The sequence below is a fragment of the Kutzneria sp. CA-103260 genome (genome assembly GCF_018263855.1).
Lineage (GTDB): Bacteria > Actinomycetota > Actinomycetes > Mycobacteriales > Pseudonocardiaceae > Kutzneria.
In genome coordinates, this window is sequence record NZ_CP073318.1 from 8841138 (window position 1) to 8860007 (window position 18870).

The window sequence follows — 18870 nt, forward strand, 5'->3', positions numbered from 1 at the left end:
GGCTCAGGCCCGGCGGATCGTGATGGCGCCGAAGGAGGTGTTGGCCCGCACCTCGACGGTCTCGTCGGACTGCTCGGGCCGGGCGGCGTCGGTCAGCTCGTTGCGCACCTGGCCGAAGCCGGTGTGCACCTCCAGCCAGGCTGCCGTGCCGGCCGCGATGCCGATCTCCAGGTCACCCATCGACGTGGCCGCCGTCACCGAGCCGCGGGCCACCTCGCCGAGCCGGATGCTGCCGTTGGAGGTCTTCGCGTCCACGCTCGCGCCGGCCCGCTCCACCGCGATGCCGCCGTTGGCCGCGCGCACCCGGGTGTCGCCGCCGACCGAGCCGATCTCGGTCTCGCCGTTGGAGTTCTTCACCACCAGCGAGCCCTCGACCGCGCCGACGTGCACCCGGCCCGTGCTGGTGTGGATCTCGGCGTTGCCCTCCACGTCCTCCACGGTCACGTGGCCGGCCGAGGTGTGCAGCCGCAGCGCGGCGGTCCGCTCCAGCCGGGCGTTGCCGGTCGAGGACTTGAAGCCGCACTCGCCGAGCCGGCCCGCGGTCTGGAAGTCGCCGATCTGGTTCTCGACCGACACCTTCGACCCGCTCGGCAGCTCGATGGACACGTCCACCGACCGGGTCTTCTTGGAGAAGTCGAACATGCGGATCTTCTGGCCGGTCACGTTGAGCACGCCGTTGGCGTAGTCCACGGTGATCTTCTGCGCGGCCTGCGCGTCCGACTCGTCGGTCGGGTCGGTCGGCCGGACGTCGACGACGGTGTCGGCGCGGTCGCTCGCGACCACCCGCACGTTGCCGACGCCGAGCTCGACGATGACGGAGATGGGCTCGGAGGTCTCGAAAGAAGGCATGGCTGTCCCCTCAGAATGGGTAGGTGAGGCGTCCCCGCAGGTCAGGGACGTGTGGGTGGAGAGCGGAGCTGGGTCAGCGGACCCAGCCGGTGAGGCTCTGCTTGCTCTTGCGGGTGCCGCTCGGCGGCTCCGGGCGCTTGTCCCGATCGCCGCGGTTCAGCGTCGTCGCGGCCGCCCGGACCAGCCAGGCGTTGACCGAGCGGCCCTCCTTGGCGGCCGCTTCCTCGATCTGCGTCTTGAGCGCTTCCGGCAGCCGCACGTTGATGCGCGAGCTGGGGCCGTCGTCGGAGATCGGCACGCTCCCCTCCGGTGTGCCGATCTCCGACGGCTCCTCAGCGGCGGCGTCCGGGGCCCGGTCGGCCGGCGGCGTCGTCACCACGAACTGCGGGTCACGCCCACGCAGCCGCAGCTCCACCGACCCCGGGGCCAGGTCCCGGGTGATCTCGTCGGTAGCGGCGGAGAGCGCGTCCAGCAGCGTCATGCGAATCGCCGACTCGAGTGGGCCGGTGAGGCGCTCGACCAGCGCACGCGACTCCTCGCCGCCGGCTTCGGCCAGCGTGGCGAACTCGCGGCCGAGGTTGCTCACATACGAGGTCAAGTCCATGGCACAACTATGACACGCAGATGGCACCACTGCAATGCCAAGTTGGCTCAGCTTCTATCGCCGGTGGTGTCTCGCTGGGTAAACCAGCTGCTCAGAGGCGTGTGTCAGCCTTGGCTCAGGTGGTGCCATCCGGTGCCATCAGTGCTGGCCGACTCGGTGCTGCCCGATCCGTCGCGACGCCTCCACCAGCGGCAGGGCGTAGCCGAGCATCCGCTCCTGATAGGTGGCGACCGCGTCAGGCAGGGTGGCACCGGTCGTGATGGCTCTGATCAGTTCGCCGCTGTCGCGCAGGGCCGTGTTGACGCCCATCGCCAGCACCGGGCTCATCGCGTGCACCGCGTCCCCGAGCAGGGTGACGCCCGGAGTGCTCCACGGCTCGACCGCGCTCGCACTGGAGATGCGCAGCGGGAACAGCGACTTGGTGTCCCAGTGGTCGAGCAGGCGGTGGATGTCCGGATGCCAGCCGTCGCCGATCAGGTCGCCGGCCAGGCTGCGCAGATCCCGCCGGCCGTACTTTCGCAGCTCCTCGAACGGCGGCAGGAGATCGGCCGGCGCGCCCACCATGCAGGCGATGTAGTCGTCCACCGGCGAGATCCGGCCCGACGGGCGGTTGCGCAGCACCACCGGCCCCAGACCCACGTGGGCCCGATTCGTCCCGGTGGCCACGGTGAAGATGTGCTCGAAGACCCACTCCGGCAGCGATTCCCGTTGCCGCAGCGGGATCTTCCCGTAGATCAGGCGCAGACCGGCGTCGCCGACCTTGGCCTGTGGCAGCAGCTGGCGGCGCACCGCCGAGCCCACGCCATCGGCCCCGACCACCAGGTCCGCGCTGTCCCAATGGCCGTCGGCGAAGCGCACCCCGACCCGGCCGTCGATCCGCTCGAACGCCGTGAACTCCTTGCCGTAACAGACATTCAGGCCCGTGAGCAGGATCTCCCGCAACGTGCCCCGGTTGAACGGATACGCCTGCGTCCACGGCGTATATGCCTGCGGCATATACGCTTGCTCGGCCCTCGGGCACAGACCTTCGTCCACCACCCGCGGCGGCGCCAGCGGTCCGCCGGCCGTGGCCAGACACAACTCGAACAGCTCCGCCGGCAGGCACTGCCGCAGGCCCGTCAACCCCGGCGGGTCGAGCTGGATGCGATAGCCCTGCGGCCGCGCGTCCACCGCCTGATCACGTTCGTAGACAACAACTTCCGCGCCCAGCCGGGACAGGCCCTGCGCACACGCCAGCCCACTCAGGCCCGCGCCGATGACCACCACACGAAAATCCACGGTCCACTGCCTTCGCCTCGGTCACGAAGGAAGCACCGGATCCCCATCGGGATGAGGCACGCCTGCGCGTGCCCCGCCGGGAAACACCATTCACCGGCAGATTTTTCGTGCGTTCCGACTAACGACTACCAGTCTACTCGGCGGTGACATCAGGAACGCAGTCCCGCTCCCAGCGGATCGCCGCCCCTCATCCGGAAGCGGGCCCGGTTCTCCACGGTGCTCCACTGCTGGAAGCCGGCCTTCTCCAGCACGCGCATGGAAGCCGGGTTCGACAGCTCCACGTCGGCGAACACGGTGTCGACGCCGGGGGCAGCCAGGGCGAACGCGGCGAGAGCCCGGGCCGCCTCGGTGGCGTAGCCCCGGCCCCGGCGGGAGGCCACGACGCCGTAGCCGATTTCCAGGATTCCCTCATGGGGCGGCCAGAACAGGCCGATCGCCCCCACCACCCGTCCGCCGTCGCGTTCGATGATCAGGCGATGGCCGTGCTCACCGAGCCAGGCCCGGTTCTGGTCCAGCAGGCCGGCGATGACACGGTCGCCCTCCGCGGGGAAGTCGTCCGCCCACTCGGCCGACCTGGTGTCGCCGACGACCGCGGCGACCTCAGCCGGGGTCCACGGTCGCAGCACGAGCCGATCGGTGATCAGCTCCGTCATGGGGCGCTCCGCGGCAACTCGTCGAGGTCGGGCAGCGGTCGGCGGCTGATGTCACGCGCTTCGTCGGCCGGGACACCGAACATGCGCAGCAGATCTTCGGTGATCTGGTCGGTGGTCTCGGCGTCGTCGCGTTCGGGCTGGTCGTGCAGCAGTTGGCCGATGGCCAGGACCGCGCCGGCCACGATGGCCGTGGTCGCCTCCGCGTCGGTGACGCGGGGGAAGCGACCGGCGTGGGCCGCGGCTTCGAGGTCGCGGCGGGCCCGCCGGGCGACGCCCCGGTCGAATCCGGTCAGCGACAGGCCGTGGTGCAGCAGGACCTTGCTGAGTTCCGGCTCGCGGCGGTGGATCCGGCCGAGTAGCCGGAAGCTCTGCGCGACGACCTCCGCCGGGTCGTCCATGGTCGCCGTGAGCGCGTCGAGCATGTCGCCGATGGCGTCGAGCGCGTCCTCCACGGCCGCGTGGAACAGGTCTTCCTTGGTGTCGAAGTGGTTGTAGAACGACCCCATGCCCACGTCGGCGGACTGGGTGATCTCCAGGATCGGCACGTTCGTCCGACCGGCGGCGATGCAGGCCCGCGCCGCTCGGATCAGCGCCGCGCGGGTGCGGGCCTTCCGCCGGTCCAACCGGTTCGGCTGCTCTGTGGTCTGCTCGGGCACGCCTCTCGCCTTCGGTCGGTCCACCCGGTTCGGTCGTTCCGCGGTCCGCTCAGGCACGCCTCCCCTTCCCCGGCCCGGCCAGTCTAGCGCCGGTCCTCAGTCCTGAGTTTTTCGTCAGTCAGCCCTTGACTGACGATTAACTCGTGAGTGACGATTTCGTCATGAACACCTACACGAACCCGCCCCGGCCGCGTGACCTGGCACCGACCTGGGCGCGGCTGCCGGAGGCGCTTCCCGGTCTGATGACTGATCCGGCCACCTACCGCTACGAGGAAGGGCCGGTCGGGGCGCTGGCCGAGCGGCTGTGCACCCTGCCGGCGGCGCCGCCGGCCGTCCCGTCGGTCGACGGCGAAGTCGAGCAGCTGGGCGGCGTCCAGGTCACGCACCGGTTCGTCGAGGCGCCGGGCGACAGCGAGCTGGTCCGCTGGCACCTGGTCGAGAGCGGGCCCGCCGACGGCGAAGTCGTGGTGTTTCTGCACGGTGTCCCGGACTCCTGGTTCCAGTGGCACTACGCGATCGAGGCGCTGGCCACGACACACCGGTGCATCGCCATCGACCTGAAGGGGTACGGCCAGTCCGACAAGCGGACCGGCGACTACCGACAGCAGGGCGTCGCAGAGCAGCTGCGGGCCCTGCTCGACCAGCTCGGCGTCGACCGCTTCAGTCTCGTCACCCACGACCGCGGCACCCCGCCCGGCGACCACCTCGTCGCCGCGCTCGGCGAACGTGTCATCCGGTACGGGCGCGGGCAGCAGCACCTGTGGCATCTGCACCCGTCGCTGCACCCGCAGGAACAGATGTTCACCGCGCCGACCGCGCCCGTCCTGCTGGCCGACCCGCGCGTTTTCGTCGCCCTGGGCTACACGATGTTGACCAGCCGGCCCGTCACCGACGCCGACCTCGTCCGCACCGTCACCGAGTTCTCGCACGAGGGCATCGCCTCGGCCGTGCCGCGCTACTTCCACTCGTCGTCGTTCCGGCAGGAGTGGATCGACCGCCGCACCACGCTGATCGACGCCTGGCAGTGCCCGGTGCTGCTGCTCCAGGGCCGCGACGACCCCAACCAGCCGCACGAGTTCTACACCGACCCCGACGTGCTGGCCCGGCTTCCCGCCGGCAGCGACGTCCACCTGTTCGACGCCGGCCACTTCTGGCCCTTCGAAGCCCCGACCGAGATGGTCCAGGTCCTGAAAGCCTTTCTGGGAACGGATTAGTCCGTGAGATGCTTCGCCGGTGCCACTGGTGTGGGTGACCGGCACCTCGGGGGTCGGCAAGTCGACGGTCTGCGCACTCCTGAAGGACCGGGGAGAGCTGGCGGTCGACGCCGACTGGGAGGGCTACAACCACTGGGTGGACCGGACGAGCGGCCAGGTCGTCGTCGACCCGCCCTATCCGGCGCCGGCCGGCTGGCTCGATCGCTTCGGGTGGCGGATCAGCCGTGCGGAGGTCGAGGGCCTGGTGGCGAGAACGCATGACCAGACCGCGTTCCTGTGCGGAACTGTCGAGAACGAGGCGGACGTGCGGGATCTGTTCGACCTCGTGGTCTGTGTTGTCGTCGACAACGAGACGCTTCGCGACCGTCTGCTGAACCGCACGACCAACGCCTTCGGCCAGCACCCGGAGGAGCTGGCCGCGGCCCTCGACCACAACACCCGTGTCGAGTCCACCTACCGCCGTCTCGGCGCGACGATGATCGACGGCCGACTGCCGGCCGCGGACGTCGCCGCCGCGGTCCTCGCCGCCAGCCGCTAGTTCTGCATCGGCCAGGCCGCGGCCGGATGACAGTGCTCGGGGCAGCACACGAGGTAGACGGCGTCGGCCATCGGCTCAGCCCTGGGCCAGGTCGGCGAAGCGGCTGTAGTGCAGCTGGTGAGCCACCGTGATCGTCGCCGTCGGGCCGGCACGGTGCTTGGCCAGGATCAGGTCCGCCTCGCCGGCCCGCGGGTCGTCCCGCTCCCAGGCGTCCGGCCGGTTGATCAGGATGACCGCGTCCGCGTCCTGCTCCAGCGAGCCGGACTCACGCAGGTCGGACAGCATCGGCCGCTTGTCGGTTCGCTGTTCGGGACCACGGTTGAGCTGACTGATCGCGATCACCGGCACCTCCAGCTCCTTGGCCATCAGCTTCAGGTGCCGGGAGAACTCCGAGACTTCCTGCTGCCGGGACTCGGTCCGCTTGCCCGAGGTCATCAGCTGCAGGTAGTCCACCACGATCAGCCGCAGGTCGTTGCGTTGCTTCAACCGCCGCGCCTTGGCCCGGATCTCCATCATCGTCAGGTTCGGCGAGTCGTCCACGAACAGCGGCGCCTCGCTGATCTCACTCATTCGCCGGGCCAGCCGCGTCCAGTCGTCATCGGTCATCCGCCCACCGCGCATGTCCCCCAGCCGGATCTTCGCCTCGGCCGACAACATACGCATGACGATCTCGGTCTTGCTCATTTCCAGCGAGAAGATGCAGCTGGTCAACCCGTGCCGAATCGAGCATGACCGGGCGAAGTCCAGTCCCAACGTCGAATTGTGGGTCGGGATCATCGACCGGCTGGCCAGGTACAGGTGCTCCGGGTTGTCCACCTCGACACACCGCACCGGCACACTCGCCACCGGCCGCACGTCGACGATGTACCGGGAACCGGTCCGGACCGTGCTCGTCGCCCGACGTCGTTCCTTGTGCGCCAGCCGCTTGCGCTCCAGCCGGAACACGTCGTCCTCGGTGCCGAAGGTGATCGCGTACGAGATCGACGACTCGACGCTCCGCCCGCGCACCTGCTTCGTGGTCATGGTGCTGCGGTAGCCGAGGCTCGTGATCAGCTCGCGGACGTCTTCGGCCAGCCGCTTGTTGGTGACGGCGAACTGGACGCTGCCGCCGGCCGTCACGGTGCCGTCCGTGTCGAGCAGGCCGGCCAGCAGTGCCCGTCGCTGCGCCACCGAGGACCGCAGGTACTCGGCGGGGATGTGCTTGTCGCCAAGGACTCCGAGCGTGCGGAGAATCGCCTGGACGGTGCCGTGGTGGTTGCGGCACTGCTGGCACTGCGCAAGGCCGCATGACGGAGCGCCGCAGTCCACGCAGATCGGCGACGGAACTGGGGCCGAGACGAACCTGGCCTTGCCGCCGCACGACCGGCCGCAGGTGCGGACCTGGCTGGTCTGCGGCTGAAACACGTCGCCGCACACCACGCACGCCCGAGCCGGGATGCCCTCACGTGCTGGCAGGCGCAAGCTGTGCAGGAGGTTTTCACGCGGGATCACGTCGATGCCCTCGGCCTCGACGTGCCACGCGATCTCCGGGTCAGCGGTGGTGAACCGGGACGAGCCCGAATGACCGTCGCCGAGCCAGACGCCCAGCGTGTACGGGGGCAGTAGCAACTCCCGCTCGGCGAGGTCGAGCGGCTTCGCGTTGGTCACCGAGTGGTTCAGCCGGTTGTCCGCGGTGGCGCACCGCAGCGTGGCGGCGATCTCCTCGGTCGTCCGGATCGCGGCAAAGGTCTGCTGGCTGCGGTAGCGGTTGTAGCCAGTCGCGGCCTGCTGGGCCGACCGGCGGGACGCCCTGGTCTCGGTCAGCCACTGGTGCTGGGCGTCCGCGACGAGCACGCTGCCGTCGGAGAACTCGACCTCGTAGCACGGCCGGCCGCGCATCACCTCGGTCGCCGCGACGACCAGGGTCGGCTGGCCATCGGCGTCGACCAGCTGGTCACCGACGCGGACCTCGCCCATGGTGGTCCAGCCGGTCGGGGTGGGCAGCGGGGTGTCAAGGGCCAACGCCTTGCCAACGCCAGGTCGGGCCGCGACGATGATCATCTGGCCCGGGTGCAGGCCGTTGGTGACGGCGTCGAGGTCGGTGAAGCCGGTGGGGATGCCCAGGGACTGGCCGCCGCGGGAGGCGATGGCGTCGATCTCGTCCATGGTCGGCTGGAGCATGTCCTCCAGCACGGAGTAGTCCTCGGACGTGCGGCGCTCGGTCACCTCGTAGATGGCGGCCTGGGCGCGGTCGACCACCTCGTCGACGTCGGCCCCGTCGGCGCCGTTGTAGCCGAGCTGCACGACGCGGGTGCCGGCCTCGACCAGGCGGCGCAGGACGGCCTTCTCGGCGACGATCTCGGCGTAGTACGAGGCGTTGGCCGCGGTGGGCACGGTGGCGATGAGGGTGTGCAGGTACGGTGCGCCGCCGACGCGCATCAGCTCGCCGCGACGTTCGAGCTCGGCGGAGACGGTGATGGGGTCGGCGGGCTCGCCCCGGCCGTAGAGGTCGAGCACGCAGTCGTACACGGCCTGGTGCGCAGGCCGGTAGAAGTCGTTGGGGGCGAGCACCTCGACGACGTCGGCGATGGCGTCCTTGCTCAGCAGCATGCCGCCGAGCACGGACTGTTCGGCGGCGAGATCCTGCGGCGGCTGCCGTTCGAACCCGGGCTCGCTCATGCCACGGTCGTCCACCAACGCCACCGCGAACTCCCCAAGTCGAAGGTTGTCGTGCTCGTTTGTACCTGGCACCCCTGACAGTTCCGGGCGTGCACGCTAGGTCCCCCGACCGGAGCAGGCAAACCAGCCTGTGCACGCAGCTGTGGACAACTTGTGGACCGTCGCGCGGGCATGGGGCACAGGCCGTCGAGCGGCTGGGGACAAGTTGTGGACAACCGGCCGGGGTGCCGAAAGAACCGCAGGTCAGAGGCTGTGGGTAAGTTGTGGAAAAACTCACCTCGGGCCGACACGGCGTGTCGCGATCGACCGGGTGTTCGGCGTGTCGCGGCGCTCGGGCCGGCGGGGACTGTCCACAGCCGTTCGGGTCGACGTTGCTGCAAACGAGCGAAAGCTCCGCCCGAGGCGACCCGGGCGGAGCTTTCGGGTGAATCAGGCGGTCGGCACGACCGAGAGGGTCAGCGCGACCGTCACGTCCGGGTGCAGCCGGACGTTGACCGTGTGCTTGCCGGTGGTCTTGATGTGACCGGCGGTGTCCACGGACCGCTTGTCGAGCACCGGGCCGCCCGCGGACTTCACGGCGGCGACGATGTCGGCGGTGGTGACCGAGCCGAACAGCTTCTTGGCGTTGGCGGCGGCCTTGGCGGTCAAGGTGATCGGACCGAGGTTGTCGATCGCGGACTTGATCTCCTTGGCGTGGTCCAGGTCGCGCACGCGGCGCGTCTCCTGGGCCCGGCGGATCGTGGCCACCTGCTTCTGCGCGCCGCGGGTCGCGAGGATCGCGAAGCCACGGGGCAGCAGGTAGTTGCGGCCGTAGCCGTCCTTGACCTCGACCAGGTCCCCGGGGGCGCCGAGGCCGCTGACATCGGTGGTGAGGATGAGCTTCATCGCCTGACTCCCTTCGTCAGCGAGCGGTCGAGGTGTAGGGCAGCAGCGCCATCTCGCGCGAGTTCTTCACGGCGATGGCGATGTCACGCTGGTGCTGCGAGCAGTTGCCGGTCACCCGACGCGCGCGGATCTTGCCGCGGTCGGAGATGTACTTGCGCAGCAGCGTGGTGTCCTTGTAGTCGATCAGGTTCGCGCTGGCCTTGTCCTTGCAGAAAACGCAAACCTTCTTCTTGGGCTTGCGCACAGGCGGCTTCGCCATGAGGTCTTCTCCTGGATACTTCTACGTGAAATGAGGTCTGAGGGCCGCGATCTAGAACGGCGGCTCGTCGGCGAAACCGCCGGAGCTCGCCGGGGGCGCGGAGCCCCACGGGTCGTCGACCGGGGCGCTGTTGCCGCCCCCACCGCCGCCGAACCCTCCACCGCCGCCACCGCCACCGCCCGCGCGCTGGACCTTGTTGACCTTGGCGTTGGCGTAGCGCAGAGACGGGCCGACCTCGTCGACCTCGAGCTCGACAACCGTGCGCTTCTCGCCTTCCTTGGTCTCGTAGGACCGCTGGCGCAGCCGGCCGGTCACGATCACGCGAGCGCCCCGGGTGAGGGACTCGGCAACGTTCTCGGCGGCCTGGCGCCAGATGTTGCAGCGCATGAACAGCGCGTCGCCGTCCTTCCACTCGCCCGACTGCCGGTCGAGCGTGCGGGGCGTGGCGGCCACGGTGAAGCTGGCCACGGCCGCGCCGGACGGGGTGAAGCGGAGCTCGGGATCGGCGGTCAGGTTCCCGACCACGGTGATCGTCGTCTCGCCCGCCATGGGATCAGGCCCTGGCGGCGTCGCGACGCAGGACCTTGGTGCGCAGCACCGTGTCCTGGAGCGACAGCTGGCGGTCCAGCTCCTTGACGGCGGCCGGCTCGGCGTTCACGTCGAGCAGGGCGTAGATGCCCTCGGGCTGCTTCTTGATCTCGTACGAGAGCCGGCGACGGCCCCAGACGTCGACCTTCTCCACGTTGCCGCCGGACGTGCGGATCACGTTGAGAAAGGTGTCCAGGGTCGGGGCGACGGTGCGCTCGTCGAGACTGGGGTCCAGGATGACCATCACTTCGTAATGACGCATGAAGACCACTCACCTCCTGTGGACTCGGCGGCCACGGTCGTTCCGTGGCAGGAGGGCCTGTTGCGTCAGCAACCCGAAGAGGGTAACAGCCTGGGTCCGGTCGGCCGAAATCGCCTCAGATGGCGGAGAGCCGGCGCAGCACCCAGGTGCGCACCAGGGCGGCGGTCACGCCGGCCAGCGCCAGCACGGCGATCAGCACCGGGGCGGCCACGCCGGAGCCGGTGCCGCTGCCGGGCAGGGCCTGCGCGCGGCCGGCGGTCTGCACGCCGTCGGCCTCCGAGCTGATGCCGCTGAGCGTGCCGACCTGCGGGGCGTAGCCGGAGACGTTGCCGCCGTAGAGCACGCCGGGCGACGGGGCGAAGTCGCCGGGCACCGCGAACGGCAGGTTGGTGTACGAGAACAGCGGCACCCGGCCGTAGTCGTAGTTGTTGCCGCCGTCGAACTGGTAGAGCTGCACGCCGCTGTTGGACACGCCGCCGGAGGTGGGGAAGTTCACGCCGCCGCCGGAGCCGCCGGTGCTGGTGCCGCCGCCGGTGGAGCCACCGCCGCCGGTCGTGCCGCCACCGGTCCCGCCGGTGGAACCGCCGCCGCCCGTGGTGCCGCCGCCGGTCGAACCACCGCCGCCGTTACCGCCGCCGAGCGCGCCGGTGCCGGTCTGGATGGGCGCGGCGACCGCGTTCACGCCGTTGACGACAACGCCGCAGCCGCTGGTCAGGGCCTGCTGCACGCCGCCGACCAGCAGCCCGAGCACCGGGCCGAGCAGCGGGATGTTCTTGAGCTGGGCGACCACCTGGGTGGCGATGGTGCCGCCGCTGATGTAGCCGTTGCCGGTGGGCAGCGCGCCGATCGGGATCGGCGGCAGCGCGGTGAACGCCTTCTGGAACGGCTGGGCCAGCGGCGGGCCGAGCAGCGGGATGGCGTTGAGCACGTTGGTGACCGGCTGCACGACCGCGCCCGGGCTCAGCGACACCGGTTGGCCGGGTTCGCCCTGCACGGAGGTGGCGCAGCTGCCGATGACGATCGGGGTCGCGGCGGCGCTGGCCGTGCCGGCGGACGCGACCAGGCCCAGTGAACTGGTGGCGAACACAAGCGCAGCGGCCGTTCCCAGCGTGCCGATTCGCCGTCGCATGCCCACCCCGTCCAGCCGTGAACCCGTCGGTAACTTATGTAGAGACAACGACGGTACGTCCAATTGGTGACGCGGTGCCATACCCAATTCGTGTTCGATCTTGGACTACCCTTGCCGGTCATGCGCATCGGAGCCCACGTCCGCGACGACGACCCGATCGGCGCCGCCCAGGAGCGCGGCGCCGAGGTGGTGCAGTTCTTCCTGGCCGACCCGCAGGGCTGGAAGGCGCCGAAGCCGCATCCGCAGACCGCTGAGCTGCAGGCTTGCGACATCACGGTGTTCGTGCACTCGCCGTACATCATCAACGTGGCGTCGACCAACAACCGGATCCGCATCCCCTCCCGCAAGCTGGTCCAGCAGCACGCCACCGCGGCCAAGCAGGTCGGCGCGCAGGGCCTGATCGTGCACGGCGGGCACGTGACCAAGGGTGAGGACGCGGCCGTCGGCTTCGAGAACTGGCGCAAGCTGTTCGAGCGGCAGGCCGAGTCCGGCGGCTTCGACGTGCCGATCCTGATCGAGAACACCGCCGGCGGCGACAACGCGATGGCCCGCCGGTTCGACGCGCTGGCCCGGCTGTGGGACGCCGTCGGCGAGTTCGGCGCGGGCTTCTGCCTGGACACCTGCCACGCCTTCGCCGCCGGCGAGGACCTGGTCGGCATCGTCGAGCGGGTCAAGGCGATCACCGGCCGGATCGACCTGGTCCACCTGAACAGCTCGCGCGACGAGTTCAACTCGGCCCGCGACCGGCACGCCAACATCGCCGACGGCACCATCGAGCCGGAGCAACTGGTCGCGGTGCTGGCCACCGCCGGGGCGCCGGCCGTGGTCGAGACGCCGGACGAGGGCCAGGCCGCCGACATCGAGTTCCTGCGCGCCAAGCTCGGCGGGTGAGGCGGGCCGGACTGGCCCTGCTGGTCCTGCTGTGCGGCGCCACCCTCGTGCTCGGCTACGCCGACAAGGCGCGCTGCACCGGGCCGACCTACGACGCCGCCGGCCGCACCACCCCGTCTTATGAGGTGCGGCGCTACCGGGACGTCTGCTACTCCGACATCCAGCACCTGTGGCTGGGGCGGGACATCAACCTCCATGTCTTCCCCTACGTGTCCGGCGGCATCGACCAGCGCGGCGACCTGACCGGCGGCGCGGTCGAGTACCCGGTGCTGACCGGGCTGCTGATGTGGGCCGGCGCGTGGTTCGCCGACAACGACGGCCAGTACCTGCTCTTCTCCGCGTTGCTGCTGGCTCCCTTCGGGCTGCTGACCGGGTTCCTGCTCGGCAAGCTGGCCCGATGGCGGGCGCTGCTGTGGGCGCTGGGCCCGCCGCTGGTGCTGTACGCGTTCCACAACTGGGATCTGCCGGCGGTGGCCTGCACCGTCGCCGCCTTCTTCTTCGCGCTGCGCAAGGACCGTCCGCTGGTCGCCGCGGCGCTGCTGGGTCTGGGCTTCGCGGTCAAGTTCTATCCGGCGATCTTCGTGCTGCCGCTGGCCCTGTTCGTGCTGCGTCGGCGAGGCGCCCTGGACGCGGCCCGGGTGGTGCTGGTCGCGGCGGTGGTGGCGCTGCTGGTGAACCTGCCGTTCGTGCTGGCCGGTCCGGACGGCTGGGCCGCGTCGATCACGTTCCAGCTGACCAGGCCGGTGGACATCACGGCCAACTCGATCTGGTTCTGGTGGTTCCGGCCGCTGTCCGATCCTTCGAACGCCGCGTTCCAGTCGGTGGTCGGCGTGCTGTCGCCGGTGCTGGTCCTGCTGTCGTTCGCGGTGGCGCTGTGGATCGGCTGGCGGCGCAAGGGCGATTACCCGCTGCTCCAGGTCTCCGCGGCCATGCTGTGCGGACTTCTGTTGCTGTACAAGGTGGATTCGCCGCAGTACACGTTGTGGCTGCTGCCGTTCCTGGTGCTGCTGCCGGTCCGCTGGGGCTGGCTGGTCGGTTACTTCGTCCTCGACATCGTGCTGGGCCTCGGTCTTTTTCGTTGGTACTACGCCATCGAGAACCGGCTGCCCGACGACATCTACCATTCGGTGGCCGCGCAGGCCGTCGTCGCCGGGGTGTGGGGGCGGGCCGCGCTGCTGACCTCGCTGTTCGTTGTGTTCTTGAAGCCTTCGACGACGGAGCGGACCAGTGCGGCTGTCCTCTGAGCGGGCCCCGGTCGTGTTGCTCGGCGCGGTGGTGGTCGCGTACCTGGCGGTCACGCACCTGACCTACGTCTTCACCGCCGTGCTGGCCTTGGCGTCGCTTGTGGTGGTGCTGCTGGCTTTCCTGCCCGGTGACGGCCACGTGCCGCGGTGGGCGATCAGCGTCGCCGGCGGGCTGGCGCTGGTGGCGCTGGTGTGGGAACCGCCCGTGAGCAACGTCGTCACGACGCCGTGGTTGAACGTCGGCATCGCCGTCGGGGCCGTGACCGCCGCCGCGGTCGCCATGCTGCCATGGGTGCCGCAGCGCTGGTGGTGGGTCGTGCTGCTGGTCCTCGCCGCCGGATACGTGCTGGTCATCCTGGGCGGGCCGCCGCTGATCGACGTGTGGGTCATCCTGCACGACTCCGCCCTCGGCTTGCTGAGAGGACTCAATCCGTACGAGATGCACTTCCCGGACGTGCCGGCCGAGCCGCCCGTGCAGACCAGCAACTGCTTCAACTACCTGCCGGCCACCTTTCTGCTGACCGCGCCCTCGCAGTGGCTGTTCGGCGACGTGCGGTGGCTGGAGACCGGGTATCTGTTCGGCGCGGTCGCCCTGCTCGGCTGGCACACCCGCCGCTGGCCGCTGGCCCTGCTGGTCGGCGCGCTGCCCGGGACGTTGTATGTGGTGCAGCAGGCGTGGACCGAGCCGATGCTGCTGCTGGGGCTGGTCGCCGGCTACGTGCTGATCGAGCGGGGCCGGGCCAACTGGGCGATCGTGCCCATCGCGCTGGCCCTGGCCACCAAGCAGCACATGGTCGTGCTGGTGCCGCTGCTGGCGTTCTGGCCGAAGTTCGGCTGGCGGCGCGTGCTGGTCACGTTCGGCGCGGCGGCCGCCGTCTGTCTGCCATGGGTGATCGCCGACCCAGGCCGCTTCCGCACCTGCACCGTCGACTTCTTCCTGTTCGCGCCGATGCAGAACCGCTCGGTGTCGTTCTACCAGCTGATTCCGGCGCCGCTGGGCACCCTGGTCGTGGTGGCGGTGCTCGCGCTGGCCTACTGGCTCGTCATCCGGTCGAGGACCGGTTTCCTGCTCGGCGCCGGCGTCGTGCTCGTGGCGTTCAACCTGGTCAACAAGCAGACGTTCCTGAACCAGTGGGTGTTCGCGGCCGAGCTGATCGTCGCCGGGCTCGCTGTGATCAGCACCACCCCAGTGGGCGATACCCGAGATCCTTTCCCCGAGTGAAGGTGGAGATCCGCCGCCGCGGAGGGGAGAGCGTGCCATGCGAACCCGAGTCGGACGTATCGCCCTGGTTGCCGTGCTCGCAGCCGGCCTCACGAGCGGCCTGGCCGCCGCGGGGACTTTAGACAGAGCCGGCAGCGCTTGGGTCGGAACCTGGGAGGCCGCCCCCGCCAGCGGGGTCGACAACACTCCCAACGGCTACCCCAACTACTCGATCCGCAACGTCGTGCACACCAGCGTCGGCGGCAGCGAGGCCCGGATCCGGCTCAGCAACCGCTACGGCACCTCGCCCGTCACCTTCGGTCACGTCACCGTCGGCGTGCAGGCCCGGGTCGGCACCGCCGACGCCGCCGCCCTGGCCACCGTGAAGTTCCACGGGGCCACCTCCACCACCGTGCCGGCCGGGGCCGACATCGTCAGCGACGCGGTGCCGCTGAAGGTGCCGTCCAACTCCAACCTGCTGGTCACCACCTTCGTGCCGACACCGTCCGGGCCGGTCACCTACCACCCGCTGGCCATGCAGACCTCGTTCTTCACCCGCAACGGCGACCACACCGCCGATACCTGGGGCACCGCCTTCACCGAGACCACCACCGTGTGGCACTACGTGACCGGCGTCGACGTGCTCGGCCCGGCCAAGGGCACCGTCGTCACGTTGGGCGACTCCATCACCGACGGCTACGGCTCCACGCCCGACGCCAACCACCGCTGGCCCAACTACCTGGCCGAACGGCTCGGCCAGCGCTACGGCGTGAGCGACGCCGGCATCAGCGCCAACCGCCTGCTGCTCGACGGCGGCGCCGGCGGCGAGGCCGCGGTCAAACGGCTCGACGAGGACGTGCTGTCCCGCACCAACGTGCACAGCATGATCGTGCTGCTCGGCGTCAACGACATCCAGCAGGACCCGCACCAGCTCGACCCCACCAAGATCGAGGGCGCGCTCCAGGACATCGCCACCCGGGCCAAGGCCAAGGGCATCCGCACCATCGCCTCGACCATCCTGCCGTTCAAGGGCTGGGGCGTGTGGACCCCGCAGCTGGAGACCGTGCGGGCGGCCGTCAACCAGTGGATCCGCACCAGCCACGTCTACGACGCCGTCGTCGACTTCGACCAGGTCGTCCGCGACCCCGCCGACCCGCAGCGCATGCTGCCGGCCTACGACTGCGGCGACCACCTGCACCCCGGCGACGCCGGCTACCAGGCCATGGCCACCGCCATCGACCTCAACTCGCTCTGACGCCCCGGTTCGGCCGCCGGAATCCGCCGGGTGCGAGGATCAGGGCATGTTCCAACCGATGCCCTCGGCGTTCGGCGCGTTCCGGCGGCTGGCCCTGACCGTGTTCTGGCCCTGTCTGCTGTTCGTCGTGGTCGGGCTGCTGATCGTGCTGCCGTCCGCGCCGGTGACGCTCACCCCGTACGGGCTGATCCCGCCGGTGGTCGGCGCGCTGGGCGTGGTGCTCGTGCTGAAGGTGCTGGACCCGCGCAAGACCCCGGCCAAGCGCCCGGACAAGGCCGCGGTGGTGCAGCTGGCCCGGTCCATGTTCTTCGCCCGGCTGCTCACCGGCGAGGTGGCGGTGATCGTCGGCCTGGTGGTCGGGATGGCCACCTACAACCAGACGCCCCTGCTGGCCGGTCTGGTCACGGCGGTGCTGCTGTACACGTGGTGGCTGCGCACCGAGAACTTCCTCGACGCACTGCACCGCGTGCTGGACCCGGTCGGCGCCGGTCAGCTCACTGACGCCGTCATCAAGCGCTGACGCCGGCGGAACGTGAACTTGTCGGCGGCGCCATCCAGGAAGCCGCCCATCGGATCGTCGTCGCCGGTTCGGCGCACCAGGTCCAGCTCCGGCCGGTAGATCTCGCGGATCACCAGCACGCACAGGCCGATGACCGCGAGGTCGCGAATGCAGACGAAGGTCAGGAACGGGCCCGCCGGCAGGCCCTTCTTGTCCGTGCCCAGATAGAAGAACATGCGGGGCACCCAGACCAGGGCGTCGATGGTCATCCAGGCCAGCAGCGGCTTCCAGCGGGGAATCGCCAGCACGGCCAGCGGCACCAGCCACAGCGAGTACTGCGGGCTCCACACCTTGTTGGTCAGCAGGAACGCCGCGATCACCAGCAGGCACACCTGGGCCAGCCGCGGCCGGGTCGGCGCGGACATCGTCACCCAGGCGATGCCGGCGCAGCACAGCAGGAACAGCGTCGCGCTGACCGTGTTCAGGATCGTCGGCACCTGGTTCTGGGCCAGCACCCCGTCGAACCCGAGCCAGCCCGTGAAGTACGAGACCACGTTGTAGAGCGAGTCCGGGTCCGCGCCGCGCTCGGTGTTCAGGCGGAAGAACTCCCACCAGCCCGGCCGGTACAGGAGGTAGATCGGCGCGTTCACCACCACCCAGGTGATCAGCGCCGACGCCGTCGTGGTCAGGCCCTGCTTCATCCGCCCGCCCCGCCAACACAGCAGGAGCAGTGGTCCCAGCAGGAACAACGGATACAGCTTCGCCGCCCCGCCCAGGCCCAGCAGCACGCCGGCCAGGATCGGCTTCTTACGGGCCCAGGCCAGCAGCGCCGCCGTCGCGAACGCCACCGCGATCGTGTCGAAGTTGGTGAACGCCTGCACGATGACCAGCGGCGACACCGCCACCAGGGCCGCGTCCCACATCCGCTTGCCGGCGATGCGCATCACCGCCCACACCACCACCAGCCAGGCCAGTGACAGGAAGAAGGCGATGAAGTCGAAGTAGGCCACCACCGTCATCGTGAACGGCAATATCCCGCTCGCCGCGATGGAGATGTAGCCCTGCGCCAGCTTGGCGTTGAACCACTGGAACAGGCCCGTCAACACCGGGTACTCCATGTACCGGATGTGCGCCTGCGGCGTGCCCTCCCCATCGATCCACGAGGTCCGGTACGGGAACGTGCCCGGCTGGTCCAGCCGCTCCGCCGTGTACAGCGGCACCACGTCCGAGTAGCACATCGCCACGTACTGCCGGTTGCCGCTCCAGTCCAGCTGCAGCACGCCCTTGTCGTCCTTGACCGTCTGGACGCACGGCGACTTCTGCAGCCAGCCCAGGGCCAGCACCACCACCGCCAGCAGCAGGATCACCCGGGCCGAGGTCCAGAACCACTGCCGCCCCACCGACGCGTGCCGCCCCAGCGGCCCCCCGAACGGCCGGCTCAGTGACCTGACCAGCGACTCCGTCCAGGTGGGCGCGACACGCTCGTCCGGCCCCAGCGACTCGGTGTCCTCCAGCAGGGAGGTGCCGGTCGGCTGCACGGACTGGTTCCCATCCGGTTCACCTGACACCCGGGGCATGCTACGGGCACCCGCGTGTGCGCGGAGTCAGCGGCGGGTCGCGGCGAGTTCGTCGAACCGACTGTGGTCCGCCCAGAGAAGCGCTTGGTGGAGTCAGTACCAGCACTGTCAACCAATTACTTATTGTGATCATTGTTGGGGGGAATTAACGCGATCGGCGGATGTGTGCCGCTGGCTGCTGTCGTAGCTTCGAGTCTGAAAGTCGCGGTGACGATTTCTGTCAGCGTGACCTGGGATGACTAGGGGGATTCGTGACTATCGGTCGGTACTTGTTGCGTGGCATTTCCGTGGCTGCGGCGGCTGGTGCGATAGTTGTTTCGGCGGCGGTGCCAGCTTCTGCGACGGTCGCCACACCGGCTTCATCTTGCGGCTGGGTTCCGTCGACGCCGTTTGATTCGCCCAACCAAACCTTTGCTGCTAACGGTGTGAACATTCGCTCCGGGCCTGGCACGGATTGCACATCTAAGGGCCTTGGTTACATTGGGCACAACGTAACTGTCTACTGTGGTGATGTGAGCAACTGGGACTACTTGACGGACAATACTACCGGCGTCACCGGGTGGGCGTCGAATGATTTGGTCGACTGGAACACGGGTTCCGCTCCTTCGTGTTGATAATCGTTTCTAATAT

General features: G+C 69.6%; 20 protein-coding genes. 8 read left to right on the forward strand and 12 right to left on the reverse strand.

Going from position 1 to position 18870, the window contains the following annotated elements:
• Nucleotides 1-3: 3 nt before the first annotated feature.
• From JJ691_RS39115 to JJ691_RS39135, 5 genes are all read right to left on the reverse strand, one after another.
• Complete coding sequence (locus JJ691_RS39115; RefSeq protein WP_211764526.1) at nucleotides 4-849, reverse strand: DUF4097 family beta strand repeat-containing protein; 846 nt, start codon at nucleotides 847-849, stop codon at nucleotides 4-6.
• Nucleotides 850-922: 73 nt separating this feature from the next.
• Complete coding sequence (locus tag JJ691_RS39120; protein ID WP_211764527.1) at nucleotides 923-1453, reverse strand: YlcI/YnfO family protein; 531 nt, start codon at nucleotides 1451-1453, stop codon at nucleotides 923-925.
• Nucleotides 1454-1591: 138 nt separating this feature from the next.
• A complete protein-coding gene (locus tag JJ691_RS39125; RefSeq protein WP_211764528.1) occupies nucleotides 1592-2731 on the reverse strand; it encodes an FAD-dependent oxidoreductase in 1140 nt (379 codons plus the stop codon).
• A gap of 149 nt (nucleotides 2732-2880) precedes the next feature.
• Entirely contained in the window at nucleotides 2881-3384 is a 504-nt protein-coding gene (locus tag JJ691_RS39130; protein ID WP_211764529.1) for a GNAT family N-acetyltransferase, read from the reverse strand.
• Nucleotides 3381-4040: a TetR/AcrR family transcriptional regulator gene (locus JJ691_RS39135; RefSeq protein WP_211764530.1), complete on the reverse strand. Its 660-nt coding sequence runs from the start codon at nucleotides 4038-4040 to the stop codon at nucleotides 3381-3383. Before JJ691_RS39135 ends, JJ691_RS39130 begins: the two co-directional genes overlap by 4 nt.
• A gap of 161 nt (nucleotides 4041-4201) precedes the next feature.
• Here JJ691_RS39135 and JJ691_RS39140 point away from each other — a divergent pair, with 161 nt between their 5' ends.
• The gene (locus JJ691_RS39140; RefSeq protein ID WP_211764531.1) at nucleotides 4202-5254 is read left to right on the forward strand and encodes an alpha/beta fold hydrolase; all 1053 of its coding nucleotides are present in this window, start codon (nucleotides 4202-4204) and stop codon (nucleotides 5252-5254) included.
• Between the two features lie 19 nt (nucleotides 5255-5273).
• The gene (locus JJ691_RS39145) at nucleotides 5274-5792 is read left to right on the forward strand and encodes an AAA family ATPase (RefSeq protein ID WP_211764532.1); all 519 of its coding nucleotides are present in this window, start codon (nucleotides 5274-5276) and stop codon (nucleotides 5790-5792) included.
• Between the two features lie 75 nt (nucleotides 5793-5867).
• Here the strand turns inward: JJ691_RS39145 and dnaB are convergent, their stop codons facing one another.
• The 6 genes from dnaB to JJ691_RS39175 form a co-directional block, all read right to left on the reverse strand.
• Entirely contained in the window at nucleotides 5868-8450 is a 2583-nt protein-coding gene (dnaB, locus tag JJ691_RS39150; protein WP_211771993.1) for a replicative DNA helicase, read from the reverse strand.
• Nucleotides 8451-8879: 429 nt separating this feature from the next.
• Complete coding sequence (gene rplI / locus JJ691_RS39155) at nucleotides 8880-9335, reverse strand: 50S ribosomal protein L9 (protein ID WP_211764533.1); 456 nt, start codon at nucleotides 9333-9335, stop codon at nucleotides 8880-8882.
• A 16-nt stretch (nucleotides 9336-9351) separates the two neighbouring features.
• Nucleotides 9352-9594 (reverse strand): 30S ribosomal protein S18, encoded by a 243-nt coding sequence (gene rpsR, locus JJ691_RS39160; RefSeq protein ID WP_211764534.1) that lies wholly within the window; start codon nucleotides 9592-9594, stop codon nucleotides 9352-9354.
• Nucleotides 9595-9645: 51 nt separating this feature from the next.
• Nucleotides 9646-10143 (reverse strand): single-stranded DNA-binding protein, encoded by a 498-nt coding sequence (locus JJ691_RS39165; RefSeq protein WP_211764535.1) that lies wholly within the window; start codon nucleotides 10141-10143, stop codon nucleotides 9646-9648.
• A 4-nt stretch (nucleotides 10144-10147) separates the two neighbouring features.
• The gene (rpsF, locus tag JJ691_RS39170) at nucleotides 10148-10444 is read right to left on the reverse strand and encodes a 30S ribosomal protein S6 (RefSeq protein WP_211764536.1); all 297 of its coding nucleotides are present in this window, start codon (nucleotides 10442-10444) and stop codon (nucleotides 10148-10150) included.
• Between the two features lie 115 nt (nucleotides 10445-10559).
• Nucleotides 10560-11573 carry a hypothetical protein gene (locus tag JJ691_RS39175; RefSeq protein ID WP_211764537.1) on the reverse strand — a complete coding sequence of 338 codons (1014 nt, stop codon included), beginning with the start codon at nucleotides 11571-11573 and terminating at the stop codon, nucleotides 10560-10562.
• A 120-nt stretch (nucleotides 11574-11693) separates the two neighbouring features.
• Here JJ691_RS39175 and JJ691_RS39180 point away from each other — a divergent pair, with 120 nt between their 5' ends.
• The 5 genes from JJ691_RS39180 to JJ691_RS39200 are packed head-to-tail and all read left to right on the forward strand — an operon-like array spanning nucleotide 11694 to nucleotide 16684.
• Complete coding sequence (locus JJ691_RS39180; RefSeq protein WP_211764538.1) at nucleotides 11694-12464, forward strand: deoxyribonuclease IV; 771 nt, start codon at nucleotides 11694-11696, stop codon at nucleotides 12462-12464.
• Nucleotides 12461-13708, forward strand: a complete 1248-nt coding sequence (locus JJ691_RS39185) for a glycosyltransferase 87 family protein (RefSeq protein WP_211764539.1) — start codon at nucleotides 12461-12463, stop codon at nucleotides 13706-13708. Before JJ691_RS39180 ends, JJ691_RS39185 begins: the two co-directional genes overlap by 4 nt.
• The gene (locus JJ691_RS39190; protein ID WP_211764540.1) at nucleotides 13692-14930 is read left to right on the forward strand and encodes a hypothetical protein; all 1239 of its coding nucleotides are present in this window, start codon (nucleotides 13692-13694) and stop codon (nucleotides 14928-14930) included. The genes JJ691_RS39185 and JJ691_RS39190 overlap by 17 nt, the downstream gene beginning before the upstream one ends.
• Nucleotides 14931-14967: 37 nt before the next feature.
• The gene (locus tag JJ691_RS39195; RefSeq protein WP_211764541.1) at nucleotides 14968-16164 is read left to right on the forward strand and encodes an SGNH/GDSL hydrolase family protein; all 1197 of its coding nucleotides are present in this window, start codon (nucleotides 14968-14970) and stop codon (nucleotides 16162-16164) included.
• A gap of 46 nt (nucleotides 16165-16210) precedes the next feature.
• Nucleotides 16211-16684 carry a hypothetical protein gene (locus JJ691_RS39200; protein ID WP_211764542.1) on the forward strand — a complete coding sequence of 158 codons (474 nt, stop codon included), beginning with the start codon at nucleotides 16211-16213 and terminating at the stop codon, nucleotides 16682-16684.
• Here JJ691_RS39200 and JJ691_RS39205 read toward each other — a convergent pair.
• Nucleotides 16654-18231, reverse strand: a complete 1578-nt coding sequence (locus tag JJ691_RS39205; protein ID WP_249227293.1) for a glycosyltransferase family 87 protein — start codon at nucleotides 18229-18231, stop codon at nucleotides 16654-16656. The two genes, JJ691_RS39200 and JJ691_RS39205, sit on opposite strands and share 31 nt — an antisense overlap.
• A 434-nt stretch (nucleotides 18232-18665) precedes the next feature.
• Between JJ691_RS39205 and JJ691_RS53475 the strand changes: the two genes are divergently transcribed.
• Nucleotides 18666-18854 carry an SH3 domain-containing protein gene (locus tag JJ691_RS53475; protein WP_442912797.1) on the forward strand — a complete coding sequence of 63 codons (189 nt, stop codon included), beginning with the start codon at nucleotides 18666-18668 and terminating at the stop codon, nucleotides 18852-18854.
• Nucleotides 18855-18870: the final 16 nt, after the last annotated feature.

What these genes read in the sequence shown, in the direction of transcription:
- JJ691_RS39175 (WP_211764537.1), bottom strand. Translation starts at nt 11,573, where the DNA reads ATGCGACGGCGAATCGGCACGCTGGGAACGGCCGCTGCGCTTGTGTTC.
- JJ691_RS39115 (WP_211764526.1), bottom strand. Translation starts at nt 849, where the DNA reads ATGCCTTCTTTCGAGACCTCCGAGCCCATCTCCGTCATCGTCGAGCTC.
- JJ691_RS39120 (WP_211764527.1), bottom strand. Translation starts at nt 1,453, where the DNA reads ATGGACTTGACCTCGTATGTGAGCAACCTCGGCCGCGAGTTCGCCACG.
- rplI (WP_211764533.1), bottom strand. Translation starts at nt 9,335, where the DNA reads ATGAAGCTCATCCTCACCACCGATGTCAGCGGCCTCGGCGCCCCCGGG.
- rpsR (WP_211764534.1), bottom strand. Translation starts at nt 9,594, where the DNA reads ATGGCGAAGCCGCCTGTGCGCAAGCCCAAGAAGAAGGTTTGCGTTTTC.
- rpsF (WP_211764536.1), bottom strand. Translation starts at nt 10,444, where the DNA reads ATGCGTCATTACGAAGTGATGGTCATCCTGGACCCCAGTCTCGACGAG.
- JJ691_RS39180 (WP_211764538.1), top strand. Translation starts at nt 11,694, where the DNA reads ATGCGCATCGGAGCCCACGTCCGCGACGACGACCCGATCGGCGCCGCC.
- JJ691_RS39130 (WP_211764529.1), bottom strand. Translation starts at nt 3,384, where the DNA reads ATGACGGAGCTGATCACCGATCGGCTCGTGCTGCGACCGTGGACCCCG.
- JJ691_RS39195 (WP_211764541.1), top strand. Translation starts at nt 14,968, where the DNA reads ATGCGAACCCGAGTCGGACGTATCGCCCTGGTTGCCGTGCTCGCAGCC.
- JJ691_RS39140 (WP_211764531.1), top strand. Translation starts at nt 4,202, where the DNA reads ATGAACACCTACACGAACCCGCCCCGGCCGCGTGACCTGGCACCGACC.
- dnaB (WP_211771993.1), bottom strand. Translation starts at nt 8,450, where the DNA reads ATGAGCGAGCCCGGGTTCGAACGGCAGCCGCCGCAGGATCTCGCCGCC.
- JJ691_RS39200 (WP_211764542.1), top strand. Translation starts at nt 16,211, where the DNA reads ATGTTCCAACCGATGCCCTCGGCGTTCGGCGCGTTCCGGCGGCTGGCC.
- JJ691_RS39165 (WP_211764535.1), bottom strand. Translation starts at nt 10,143, where the DNA reads ATGGCGGGCGAGACGACGATCACCGTGGTCGGGAACCTGACCGCCGAT.